Origin of the sequence: Alkanindiges hydrocarboniclasticus, from assembly GCF_001982605.1 — a bacterium.
GTDB classification, from domain to species: domain Bacteria; phylum Pseudomonadota; class Gammaproteobacteria; order Pseudomonadales; family Moraxellaceae; genus Alkanindiges; species Alkanindiges hydrocarboniclasticus.
Genome location: NZ_MLCN01000023.1, coordinates 1 through 12,848, shown reverse-complemented (window position 1 = coordinate 12,848; position 12,848 = coordinate 1). Strand labels below are relative to the sequence as shown.

The 12,848-nt window shown below is 48.4% G+C and carries 10 protein-coding genes; 6 read left to right on the top strand and 4 right to left on the bottom strand.

What is annotated here, in order from left to right:
- The first annotated feature begins 42 nt into the window (after positions 1-42).
- The 5 genes from rep (at position 43) to BKE30_RS08935 (ending at position 7,307) form a co-directional block, all read left to right on the top strand.
- Positions 43-2,088, top strand: a complete 2,046-nt coding sequence (rep, locus tag BKE30_RS08955; RefSeq protein ID WP_076878264.1) for a DNA helicase Rep — start codon at positions 43-45, stop codon at positions 2,086-2,088.
- Between the two features lie 115 nt (positions 2,089-2,203).
- Positions 2,204-2,656 (top strand): dUTP diphosphatase, encoded by a 453-nt coding sequence (dut, locus tag BKE30_RS08950; RefSeq protein WP_076878263.1) that lies wholly within the window; start codon positions 2,204-2,206, stop codon positions 2,654-2,656.
- A gap of 127 nt (positions 2,657-2,783) precedes the next feature.
- Positions 2,784-5,297 carry a phosphomannomutase/phosphoglucomutase gene (locus BKE30_RS15750; protein WP_143253693.1) on the top strand — a complete coding sequence of 838 codons (2,514 nt, stop codon included), beginning with the start codon at positions 2,784-2,786 and terminating at the stop codon, positions 5,295-5,297.
- Between the two features lie 19 nt (positions 5,298-5,316).
- On the top strand, positions 5,317-6,225 hold the full coding sequence (gene argB, locus BKE30_RS08940; protein ID WP_076878262.1) for an acetylglutamate kinase: 909 nt from the start codon (positions 5,317-5,319) through the stop codon (positions 6,223-6,225).
- 275 nt (positions 6,226-6,500) lie between these two features.
- Complete coding sequence (locus tag BKE30_RS08935; protein WP_076878261.1) at positions 6,501-7,307, top strand: class II glutamine amidotransferase; 807 nt, start codon at positions 6,501-6,503, stop codon at positions 7,305-7,307.
- 19 nt (positions 7,308-7,326) lie between these two features.
- Here BKE30_RS08935 and BKE30_RS08930 read toward each other — a convergent pair whose 3' ends face one another.
- Positions 7,327-8,421, bottom strand: coding sequence for an SDR family oxidoreductase (locus BKE30_RS08930; RefSeq protein WP_076878260.1), 1,095 nt, complete (start codon positions 8,419-8,421; stop codon positions 7,327-7,329).
- Between the two features lie 93 nt (positions 8,422-8,514).
- Here BKE30_RS08930 and BKE30_RS08925 point away from each other — a divergent pair, with 93 nt between their 5' ends.
- On the top strand, positions 8,515-8,877 hold the full coding sequence (locus BKE30_RS08925; RefSeq protein ID WP_158073180.1) for a MerR family transcriptional regulator: 363 nt from the start codon (positions 8,515-8,517) through the stop codon (positions 8,875-8,877).
- A 111-nt stretch (positions 8,878-8,988) separates the two neighbouring features.
- On the opposite strand, the gene clpX is transcribed toward BKE30_RS08925, so the two are convergent.
- The 3 genes from clpX to tig all read right to left on the bottom strand — a co-directional run bounded on the left by clpX (position 8,989) and on the right by tig (position 12,528).
- Positions 8,989-10,317, bottom strand: coding sequence for an ATP-dependent Clp protease ATP-binding subunit ClpX (clpX, locus tag BKE30_RS08920; RefSeq protein WP_076878259.1), 1,329 nt, complete (start codon positions 10,315-10,317; stop codon positions 8,989-8,991).
- Between the two features lie 45 nt (positions 10,318-10,362).
- Positions 10,363-10,953, bottom strand: coding sequence for an ATP-dependent Clp endopeptidase proteolytic subunit ClpP (gene clpP / locus BKE30_RS08915; protein ID WP_026471036.1), 591 nt, complete (start codon positions 10,951-10,953; stop codon positions 10,363-10,365).
- Between the two features lie 240 nt (positions 10,954-11,193).
- On the bottom strand, positions 11,194-12,528 hold the full coding sequence (gene tig, locus BKE30_RS08910; protein WP_076878258.1) for a trigger factor: 1,335 nt from the start codon (positions 12,526-12,528) through the stop codon (positions 11,194-11,196).
- Between the last annotated feature and the right edge of the window lie 320 nt (positions 12,529-12,848).

Here is a 12,848-nt window from a genome sequence, read left to right as displayed (position 1 = left end):
GCCTGATTTTCCGGGCCTTGTTTTTCTTGAGTACCATATACAATGAGCAGTAATGCAAAACTGAGCCAGCTTAATCCCCGTCAGCAGGAAGCCATGACCTATGTGTCAGGGCCGCTATTGGTTCTGGCCGGTGCAGGTTCAGGCAAAACTGCCGTGATTACCCGCAAGATTGCCCACCTGATTCAAAACTGTGGGGTTCCGGCGCATCGTATTACCGCCATGACCTTTACCAACAAGGCCGCGCGCGAAATGAAGGAACGTGTGGGCAAGCTGATTCCACGCGAAGAATCCAAGGGTTTAACGGTTTCCACGTTTCACAATTTTGGTTTAAACCTGTTACGGATCGAGCTTAAGCACACGCCACTCAAGAATAATTTTTCCATTCTGGATGCGGACGACTGCAAGCGCCTGCTGATGGATTTAATGCACAAGGACAATCTGGCCGGTGCCGATAGCAAGGAACTGATTGGCAAGGCCATGCGCCGCATTTCCGACTGGAAAAACGACCTGCTACTCCCGCCACAGGCAATGAGTACCGCTGAAACCCCCGAAGACGTACATCTGGCACAATTGTACGAGCTTTATGAGCGCAACATCCGTGCTTACAATGCCGTAGATTTTGATGACCTGATTGCGCTGCCCACCCGCTTGCTGCAAGAAAATGCTGAAATCCGTGATAAGTGGCAAAACCGCGTGCGTTACCTGTTGGTGGATGAATATCAGGATACCAATACTGCACAGTATATGCTGGTCAAACTATTGGTGGGCGTCATGGGTCGCTTTACTGCCGTGGGTGATGACGACCAGTCGATTTATGCATGGCGTGGTGCCAAGCCGGAAAACATGGCCCTGCTGGCCGAAGATTTTCCCAGTCTTAAAGTCATTAAGCTGGAACAGAATTACCGTTCAACCAGCCGGATTTTAAAAGCGGCCAACTCGGTGATTACCAACAATCCGCACCTGTTTGAAAAGCAGTTGTGGAGCGATAAAGGCCATGGTGAAGCCATCCGGATTATTACCTGCCGCAATGATGACGATGAAGCCGAACGCGTGGCGCATGACCTGATGAACCACAAGCTGATGAATGGCAAATCATGGAAGGATTATGCCGTGCTGTACCGCGGTAATTTTCAGGCCCGTGTGCTGGAAGCCCAGCTACGCCAGATGCAAATTCCGTATAAGTTATCTGGTGGCACCTCATTCTTTGCCCGTGCGGAAATCAAGGACGTGATGAGTTACCTGCGCCTGATTATCAACCCGGAAGATGACAGTGCCTTTCTGCGCATTATCAACACGCCCAAGCGCGCCATTGGCCCGGCCACCCTGGAAAAGCTGGGCCTGTTTGCGCAGGACAATCATTTGTCATTGCTAAGTGCCTCGGCAGACCAGCGCCTGAGCATGGTATTTGCCAAAAAAGCCGCGTCACAACTGCACGAATTCGCCGGATTTATTGAGGATTATACCCGTCGCCTGCATGACAATGATGATCCGGTGCCGGTGGTGCGCCAGATGATTAATGAAACCGGCTATATTGATTTTGTGCGTGAACAGGCTGCAACACCAGCCGCAGAAAAAACCAAACTGGACAATATTGAAACCCTGTATAGCAGTATCCAGAGCCTGATTACCCGTGCCGATGATGTGGATGAACGCAATATTGAAAGCGTTATTCGCAAGCTGGTGCTGCTGGACTTGCTGGAACAGCAACAGGAAGAAGATGACACCGACAAGGTCAACCTGATGACCCTGCATGCGGCCAAGGGGCTGGAATTTCCCTATGTTTACATTATGGGACTGGAAGAAGAATTGCTGCCGCACCGCAACTCCATTGCCGGGGATTCCATTGAAGAAGAACGCCGCCTGATGTATGTGGGCATTACCCGCGCAAGGCAAGGCCTCACCCTGACCCTGGCCGAACAACGCAAGGCGGGCGGGCAAATGCGGCATACTACCCCTAGCCGTTTTCTGGATGAACTGCCAGAGGAAGAACTGGAATGGTCTGGCAAAAAGAAACAAAAACTGTCTAATGTTGACCCAAAAGCGCAGGCCGCGGCCTATCTGGCCAATTTAAAAGCACTAATGAAATAGATATCAGTTACTTGCGCTAGGTGTTTCGATACTTGGCGCTTATAATTTTACCATTCGGCCAGCCTTGCCTGCTTTTTAAGCAATTCGCCTATTCAATCATTTAGGATAATGATGCATGAAACTTCAAGTTAAAATTCTGGACTCACGGATTGGCACCACCTGGCCTTTGCCTACCCATGCGACTGCAGGCTCTGCGGGCATTGACCTGCGGGCCTGTATTGATGAAGCCATTGTGCTTAACCCGGGTGATACCGTACTGGTTAAAACCGGCATGGCCATTTATATTGCTGATCCACACTATGCTGGCCTGATTTTACCCCGTTCCGGGCTGGGACATAAACATGGCATTGTTCTGGGCAATCTGGTGGGGTTAATAGACTCTGACTATCAGGGTGAACTGATGGTTTCAGTGTGGAATCGCGGTACAACTGCTTTTACGCTGGCCCCGGGTGAGCGAATGGCACAATATGTGCTGGTTCCTGTTATACAAACTCAACTTGAAGTTGTGAATGACTTTGAGCAAACTGAACGTGGCAGCGGTGGTTTTGGCCATACGGGTACTGCGTAACCCGCCCGTGCAGTGAATGGGTTAAAACCATTGAAATCATAATCCGGCCTTACTGTGGCGGCTTTGCTGGTTAAGCATGGCCGTTAATATGATCCAGTAATGTCAAGAACGATCAAGGAAGTGTGTCGTGCCCAAACTCAAGCCTTTGAATATGAATAAAGGTCTAACAATAAATAAACCACTTGCCCTGATTATTCATCTGGTATTGACGGGTGCCAGCAGTGCTGGTGTCTATTATCTGGTTGCGCAGCATGAGCAGCAGCAAACCCAGTTACAACTGGATACCTTTAGCAAACAGGCCAGCGTACTGATTGAGCACTATGCCCAGCACTGGCAGCAGCAAGCTGGTTTACTGGCCCAGCAGCCCATGCTGCGCAGTAGCGCCACGCTCAAGGCTGTGGTTCCTGTCGATGGAACTGTTCCGCCTTCCTTAAACTATGCCGATCAGGACTTGCTGAACCGCACCCGTAAAGCACCAACCCAGCCTGAAATTAGTGGTACAGGGGCCAAGGGGGTCGTCAGTACCGCACGCGCCATGCCAACCGGCGGTTATGCCGTTTTTGAATGGCCACTGGCACCATTGGTCAAGGATCTGGAAAGTATTACCCCTGCAAATATAGAACTTAAATTCTCGCAGAAACTAAGCGACGGCACCCAGCTGGAAGTATTGCGTATTCATGGCAGTGGCAATGATGGCGGCTTCAAATCTATTCCACTGAATCAGCAAAGCTGGCAACTGTCCGTTCAGCCTAACGGTTCAGGCAGTCAGTTACCATTGTGGGCGGCCCTGCTCACGCTGCTAAGCGGTTTAATTCCTCTGGTCATCTGGGCCTTGCGCAAAAGCCCTGTTACGGGCACAGCCGTGCTTGCCAATAATACCAACCTTGATAACCCCCATAGTACCAGCCTCAATGACCTGACAGCCATTAATCCGGCGGCAACCTCAGCCTACAACAATAATGTGGCCATTTCACCAATAAGTGCGGCTACTGTTGCAGAACACATAAGCCCGGCAGTTGAGCTTTCAGATTCAGCAAACACGAGTTCTATCCAGACCTCATTAACAGGTGAAACAGCCAGCACTGCACCAATTGCCCATGAAGCAACTGCCACTGAAGCCTTTGAAGAACTGGACCTGTTACAGCACCCCCTGGATGAACCCTTGGCTGATAGCAGCAAAGCCGCGCATTCTGATGCCATTGAATTTAATCTGGATGAAACCCTGCTGCCGGATGTGGAATTTAATGTGGGTGCGCCCAGATTTCCTGACCATATTTTCCGTGCCTATGATATTCGCGGCACCATTGATGACTTAAGCAATGAGCTGGTCACTAAAATTGGCCGGGCGCTGGGGGCGCATCTTCGTTATAAAAACCAGTATCAGGTAGTCGTCGGTTACGATGCACGCACCTCCAGCTCGGGTTATGCCCGCCTCATCCGGCAGGCTTTTGTGGACAGCGGCCTGACGGTGATTGATATTGGCCGGGTTACCACCCCCATTTGTTATTTTGCAGCGGCCCAGCATGATGGCAATGCGGTCATGGTTACCGCAAGCCACAACCCGGCCAATGAAAACGGCTTAAAATGGCTGGTACAGCACCAGTCACCCACGCCAGATAATATTGAAGGCATCAAGCAGTGTGTGCTGGATGAGCACTTTATTGAAGGTTTAGGTACTATCCGCAGCATGTCCTATAACGAGCATTACCTCAACCTGCTACAGGACGACGTGATTTTAAGCCAGCCGTTTAATATTTCTATTGATGCCATGCATGGCAGTGCCGGCGAGTTTGCAATGGCTGCGTTTCAGGCTGCGGGCTGCGAGATCAGTAGCTTGCATACTGAGGCCAACGGCATGTTTCCCAATGGCGCGCCAGACCCGAGCAAGGCCGAACACCTGCAAGAACTCAGCAATGACATTGTCATCTCCAATAGCCAGCTTGGTTTTGCCTTTGATGGCGATGGTGACCGTGTGGTGGTACTGGATAGTCAGGGCAACGTGGTATCGCCCGACCACCTGATTACCCTGTTTGCCAAAATCTGTCTGGACAGCAATCCCGGCAGTGACATTATTTTTGATGTGAAATGTTCACGCATGGTGTCCAGTATTGTTACGCAGGCAGGTGGTCGGCCGGTGATGGTTCGTACTGGCAATACTTTCCTGCGTCAGGCGCTGAATGACCCGGAACATCAGGCTGTGTTTGCCGGTGAATTCTCCGGGCATTATTTTTTCAAGGATCATCGGGGACATGGGCAGGATGACGGGATTTATGCCGCACTGCGCCTGCTAGAGTGGCTAGATAACAGTGGCCAGACACTGGAAGAAGCCCTTGCCGACCTGCCACAGCGGGTTTCCACGCCAGACCTGTATTTACCATTGGATAATATCGATGCCGCCGAGCTGATGTCAGCCTTTGAAATAGAAGCCGCCCAACTGTCTGATGCCAAAATTTCAACCATTGATGGCATACGACTTGATTTTGATGCTGGTTTTGGCATTATTCGTCCGTCAAATACGGGCCACTTTATTACTGCCCGTTTTGATGCCGATACGGATGAAAACCTGCGCTTGATCCGTGCCACATTTGCCCGCCTGTTGCGCTCGCAAGACGAACGACTGGCGCAGTTGATTCTTGAATAAAAACCCTCTGGAGTTGCCCATGGCCTTGAACACCGAGACCGCCCTGAATATTGCCAACGTTCTCACTGAGGCGCTCCCCTATATTCAGCGCTTTGCCGATAAAACCATTGTGGTGAAATACGGCGGCAATGCCATGACCGACCCGGAACTGGAAAGCTCATTTGCCCGTGACATTGTGCTGCTCAAAACCGTCGGCCTGAATCCGGTGGTTGTGCATGGCGGCGGCCCACAGGTGGATAACCTGCTTAAGCAATTGGGCCGTGAATCAGATCGGATTGATGGCATGCGGGTCACTGATGCATCCACCATGGAAATTGTGGAAATGGTGCTGGGTGGCAGCGTCAACAAATCCATTGTTAACCTGATTAACCGCCATGGCGGTCGTGCCATTGGTTTAACAGGAACGGACGGTAACCTGTTGCGCGCCAGAAAACTGCTACTGGACAAAAAAACTGATGACGGTCAGGTTAAGCAAATTGATCTGGGCTTAGTGGGTGAAGTAGTTAGTGTTAAAACTGATGTACTCAACCTGTTTATTGAAAGTGACTTTATTCCGGTTATTGCACCGCTTGGAGTAGATGAAGAAGGCAACACCTACAATATCAATGCCGACTTGGTGGCTGGTAAAGTTGCAGAAGCCTTAAAAGCTGAAAAACTGGTATTGCTGACCAATATTTCCGGGGTCATGGATGCTAACAAAAAAGTCATGACGGGCTTAAGCACCCAGGAAGTTGACCACCTGATTGAGACAGGGGTTATTTATGGTGGCATGATTCCTAAAGTGTCCTGTGCGCTTGATGCCGTTAAAGGTGGTGTGGTGAGTGCGCATATTGTGGATGGCCGGGTTCCTCATGTGACCCTGCTGGAAGTCTTTACTGATGAAGGCATTGGCACACTGATTAGCAATCGCCTGCCTAAATCTCAATAAATCCTGCGGTAGCCTGATTGTCCATAACTGCTTTAAGTTGTGGGCAATTTTTATTGCTGGGTAGTTTTTAATTAAGCTGCTTTTTGCCACTGCACTGCGATCAAACCCGTTTTTCATCAAGCAATTTTCATCAAGTAATTTTTATCACAGCAATGCAAATGATAATTTGCACTCTTGTCAGGGCTTATGCACAATATCCCTAGCGTTTTATGTCATTGCTCTTGTGTGCTGAGTATTTATTATTAATCCTATTTTTGCCTGAGTGTGGTTCTTGTATGTGCGAGTTACTGGGCATGAACTGTGCCACGCCAACCGATATTACCTTTTCGTTTAAAGGCTTTAGCCAGCGCGCGGGCATTACCTCCGATCATGCCGATGGTTTTGGTATTGCCTTTTTTGAACAAAAAGCCTGCCGCCTGTTTATTGACTGCCAGTCTGCCGTGCATTCGCCACTGGCGGACTTTATTCGCAATTATCCCATCAAGTCACGTAATGTGATTGCCCATATTCGTAAGGCCACCCAAGGCAAGATTGAACTTGAAAATAACCATCCCTTCATGCGCGAACTGTGGGGTCGTCACTGGATTTTTGCCCATAACGGGGACTTAAAGGAATACTGGCCCCAGTTGTGTGGCCAGTTTATGCCGGTTGGCACTACCGATAGCGAACGTGCTTACTGCTATATTTTGCAAGAGCTGCGCCATCGTTTTGGCAAGGATGAACCCTCACAACAGCAGATTTTTGATTTTCTGGCTGAAGTTTCACCCAAAATTGCAGAATACGGGACTTTCAATTTTATCCTGTCCAATGGTCAGGCACTGTTTAGCTATGCCACCACCCACCTGCACTGGATTGTGCGCGAGTGGCCTTTCCAGCATGCGCATCTGGTGGATATGGATGTGGAAATTGATTTTAGTCAGGTCACCAAGCCAGAAGACCGGGTGGCCGTGGTTGCGACCGCCCCGCTGACTGACAATGAAATCTGGCAAAAATACCAGCCGGGTGAACTGATCTGGTTTCAGGATGGCAAAGTTCACCAGACCGCGCACACCATCATCCAGCGACTGGTTGAAGCCAGTTAAAATTGATTTTTTAAACCTGTTAAGATAAATGGTTAGCTAAATCCTGTTGTACATAGCGTGCAGTTTGTTGAATCACATGATTAATGCGAGGTTTCTCCAAACCCAGCTTTTGCGCCATGTCATCAGCCTGCCGCGTATCAAAACTTTCCGTACGAATAAATGGCAATGCCTCGGCAGCAATATTGAGTGTTGTTGCCAGCCAGTGCCAGCGGGACAAGCATTGCAACACAGCAATAGGAATATGGTTTGTTGGGGCTGTCACCTGTGCTGCTTCTGCGCCAATCTTTAATACTTGCTGCAAGCTTGGCGTGGCATTATCCAGCAGCAAATACTCCTGATCGATACTCTCGGACACACTGGCAATTTTTGCCATAAACGCGGCCACATAATCCACACTAATCATTGGCAGCCGATGCTTTTTGCTACCGGGTATTGCTGCCAGTCGTTGCTGTAATAAATCCTTGAAAGTTTGATAAATCGGTTGTGCGGCGTCTAGCTCTCCATGTTGGCTATTACCAATAATGGCAGCCGGTAAAATCAGGGTCAATGCAATACCTTGCTGGCGTGCAGCGTCTTTTATTACAAAATGGCTTTCCAGCTTGGATGCCTCGTAACTGCCCACTTTTTTGTAGACTTGCGGCCAGTTGGTCTGATCCGGCTGCTGGCAATCAATGCCCAGTTTTTGCAGATGCGATTCCACCTTAAGCATATAACCGGAAACCTGTACAAAGCGTTCGAGCTGGACATGCTGGCTGGCCAACTGCATCAGCTTTAGTGGCGCAATCACATTAATCTGGCGTGCCTGCTGCTGGGTTAAATTCCACTGATACAATGCCGCACATTGGTATACCACGCTGACCAAGCCCATACGCTGCCAATCTGCCTGACTAATTCCCAGTGTCTGCTGGCTAAAATCACCCTGCACGCTTTCCATGCGGTTTAAATCAACTGGATCAATCCCCTGCTGTTGCAGCCATGTGTGCAATTGAGCCAGTTGTACTTTGGGATTCCTAAGCAGGGCAAATACCCGATCACCCTGCTGCAATAGCTTTAACACCAGATAACGCCCTATAAAGCCACTTGCACCCGTTACCAGTACTGTCGTTGTTATCATGTCTCTCTTCCTGTTTGGATGAACACAGACAAAGTCTAAACAGTGGAGTACACTTCAAGGTCAAGCATGATACTGAAAAAAATATCGGGAAAAATGATGCAGATTGGTGAAGTTGCCACACAGGCAGGTATCAGCCGCGATGCCATTCGTTTTTATGAAAAATCCGGACTGATTCACAGTAAGCGGCAAAATAATGGCTATCGCTATTATGATCATGACATTATTGAGGTGCTGGGCCTAATTAAACTGGCACAATCGCTGGGTTTTTCACTGCACGAAATTCAGGAATTTTTGCCGTTGCTGCGCGGTGGTGAATTACCAGAAGCCATGGTAAAAACCGTAATTGATGAAAAAATACAACTCATTGACCAGCGTATCCTCAGCCTGCACACCTTGCGGCAACGATTGCTTGAATTACCCATTGGGCTAAACTGCCCTCTGCGCCAAGCGTGTTAATCCGGTTTCTCACTATAAACAAGCAGGACAACACAGTGATAAAAAAAGCGCCTCATCATGAGGCGCTTTTAGTGACTGGTAAAGACCTAACTGGTGTTAATAACAGCCAGATTAAGCGCTACGCGAATCCACCAGCGTTAAATGCTCGGCTGAGTAAGTATGGTCAGCCTTTGGCGATACAGGCAGGCGCTCAGGTTCAAAAATTGGCTTGGCGCTGTCATTAATTACTGCTTCAGTAATGCGTACTGTACCAATATGATCTGCTGAGGGCAGCTCATACATGGTATCCAGCAATACATTTTCCAGAATTGAACGCAGGCCGCGTGCGCCAGTATTACGTTCCAGTGCTTTTTTAGCCACAGCCCGTAATGCAGCATCCTCAAACACCAAGTCAACATTTTCCATTTCAAACAAATATTGATACTGGCGGGTCAATGCATTCTTTGGTTCTGTCAGAATCTGCATCAGTGCTTCTTCGTCCAGCTCCTCAAGGGAAGCCACCACCGGCAAGCGACCAATAAATTCAGGAATCAGGCCATACTTGATCAGGTCTTCCGGCTCTACCTCACGGAATAACTGACCCAGCTTCTTGGATTCATCTTTCTTGCGAACTTCCGCACTAAAGCCAATGCCGCCTTTTTCATGACGCTGTTTCACCAGTTTTTCAAGACCGGCAAAAGCACCACCACAAATGAACAGGATATTGCTGGTATCAACCTGAACAAATTCCTGCTGCGGATGCTTACGGCCACCTTGAGGCGGAATAGAAGCAACCGTGCCTTCAATCATTTTTAACAGGGCTTGCTGCACGCCTTCCCCGGATACATCACGGGTAATGGAAGGATTATCGCTCTTGCGGGTAATCTTATCGATTTCATCAATATAGATGATACCCATCTGCGCTTTTTCGATGTCGTAATCCGATTTTTGCAGCAGTTTCTGTACGATGTTTTCAACATCTTCCCCCACATAACCAGCTTCGGTTAAGGTGGTGGCATCTGCCATGGCAAATGGGACATCCAGCAAACGTGCCAGCGTTTGCGCCAGCAGGGTTTTACCAGAGCCAGTGGGGCCAATCAGCAGGATATTACTTTTTGACAGCTCGACCATGGCATCTTTAACGCCTTGCTGCGCAGACAGATTCTGGCTGGCCTTTAAACGCTTGTAGTGATTGTATACAGCCACCGATAAGGTCTTTTTGGCCGTTTCCTGACCAATCACATACTGGTCCAGTGACGCACGGATTTCAGCGGGCTTTGGCAATGGACGCTTGGCCCAGTCACCGGATTCTACCTGCTGGCTGGTTTGCACCAGATCGGTACAGACTTCAATGCACTCATTACAGATAAACGCATTTTCACCTGCAATCAGCTTGCTCACTTCAGCTTGACGCTTGCCACAAAACGAACAGGTTTTTTGTCCTTTGGGTAAATCGGACATGAGAACTCCAATAGGTTAATTTACCAAACGCTTAAACCCGTAGGCTTAAGGACGCTTGGACAGTACTGCATCAACCAGGCCGTATTCACGTGCCGCTTCAGCATTTAAAAAATTATCACGGTCGGTATCGCGTGCAATGCGCTCATAATCCTGACCACTGTGCTGCGCCATCAGGCGGTTCAGCTTTTCCTTGATCTGGATAATTTCACGGGCATGGATTTCAATATCGGATGCCTGACCACGAAAACCACCCAGCGGCTGGTGAATCATGATACGAGAATTAGCCAGCGCATAACGCTTGCCCGGTGCGCCGGCATTGAGCAGGAACGCGCCCATACTGGCAGCCTGACCCAGACAGGTCGTCGATACATCCGGCTTGATAAACTGCATCACATCATAAATGGCCATACCGGCAGTCACTGAACCACCCGGTGAATTGATGTACAAATGGATGTCCTTATCTGGGTTCTCAGCTTCCAAAAACAAGAGCTGGGCCACAATAAGGTTTGCCATGTGATCTTCAACTTCACCTGACAGGAAAATAATCCGTTCACGCAGCAGGCGCGAATAGATATCAAAAGAACGCTCGCCCCGTGAAGACTGTTCAACCACCATGGGCACTAGCGCGTTACTTATGGGTGCAGAATTTGCAGTTTCAAAATCAAATGACACTTTGTTTTTCCTGATAAAGCTGGTTTTAACTATATTCACACTATGGCGGATAATAGCCAAAATTGCAAAGGGGTTATGCTGTTGCATTGTGAAAAATACCAGCATGCCTGTTTGGCTAAAAGCAGCAGAATAGTCTTTAAAAGCGCAACAAAAAAGGCGCTTAAAGCGCCTTTCCTGCTATGTTACAACAACAATTTCAGGCAATTAGCGGCCAGCGCGCTGGGCTTGCTGCTCCTTGATCAGATCCTGATAGCTGATAGTCTGGTCAGTCACTTTGGCAGTGGCCAGAATATGGTCAACCACCTGATCTTCCAGTACCACAGCTTCAATTTGCGCGCGTTGCTGCTTGTCGCTGTTGAAGTACTCAATCACTTCGGTTGGGTCTTCATAAGACTGGGCAGTTTCTTCGATAAACGCTTTCACACGTTCCTGATCAACTGACAGCTTGGCATCTTCCAGTACCTTGCCAATCAATACACCCAGTTTCACTGAACGCTCAGCCTGCTCGCGGAACAGTTCGTCCGGCAGCATGCTTTGGTCAAAGTTTTGCTGCGCGCCACCAAACTGCTGGGCAAACTGTTGCAGCATCTGCTGACGCTGACGGCCAATTTCTTCAGTAACCATGGCATTTGGCACTTCAACGTCGTTGTTTTCCAGCACGGCATTAAATGCAGCCTGTTTCAACTGTTGACGCAGGCTGTTTTTTACTTCGCGTTCCATGTTCTTGCGAACATCAGCTTTCAGCTTGTCAACGCCTTCTTCTTCGCTTACACCGAACAGGTTTAAAAACTCGGCATCAATCTCAGGTAACTTTGGCTTCTCAACCTGTTTTAGCGTGATCTTGAACTGGGCAGCTTTGCCTTGCAGGTTTTCAGCCTGATAATCTTCCGGGAAAGTCACATCAATAACTTTTTCTTCACCGGCTTTCATGCCAACGATACCATCTTCAAAGCCGGGAATCATGCGGCCAGAACCCAGTACCAGTTTAAAGTCCTGTGCGCTGCCGCCTTCAAACTTTTCACCGTCAACAGTGCCTTCAAAGTCGAAAGTCACCTGCATGTCTTTTTTGGCCATACCTTTGGTAACAGCCCATGTCTGACGCTGCTTGCGCAGGTTTTCGATCATGGTTTCTACGTCGTCATCAGACACTTCAGAGGTTTTACGGTCGATGGAAAGATCTTCCAGACCTTTTACAGTCACTTCCGGATATACTTCAACAGTGGCTTCATACACCAGACCATCATTGTTCAGGTCTACTTTTTCAATGTTTGGCATGCCAACAGCATTGATTTTTTCCTGCTGAATGGCTTCAAATACGCTGTCACGGATAATGTCGTTGATCACTTCCTGACGGATGCCCGGGCCGTAATCGGCACGGATACGTGACATGGGCACCTTGCCTGGGCGGAAACCATTGATTTTTACGTTTTTTGCTGCACGTTTCAGGCGAGCTTCAAATTGTTCGTCAATGCGGCTGGTTGGAACAGTAACATTTAGACGACGGGCAACGCCCGAAACCGTTTCAGTCTTAACGATCATGGCTTCCTCGATGATATATGTATAAGGTTGAGCTAAAATTTTAAAGTCGGCTAGTATAAGCCAAGCTGCGATCTTATACAAAAAAAAGCTGCAAAATGTCGAGCAATTTCAGAAAATGAGCAGTTTTTGCTGGGTTTTTAGATTGTATTTAAATAAAAGTAGGGCTTTTGGGTAATTAAAATCATTTTTAGAGCTAAAGGCTGCCAGACTTTTTTATAAAATTCTTGCTAAGATTACCTCAACTGGCATGCAGTATGAATATTACTATAAAATTATTTAATTTTAATAACTTACATATAATTTTTCACAGGCTTGTACAA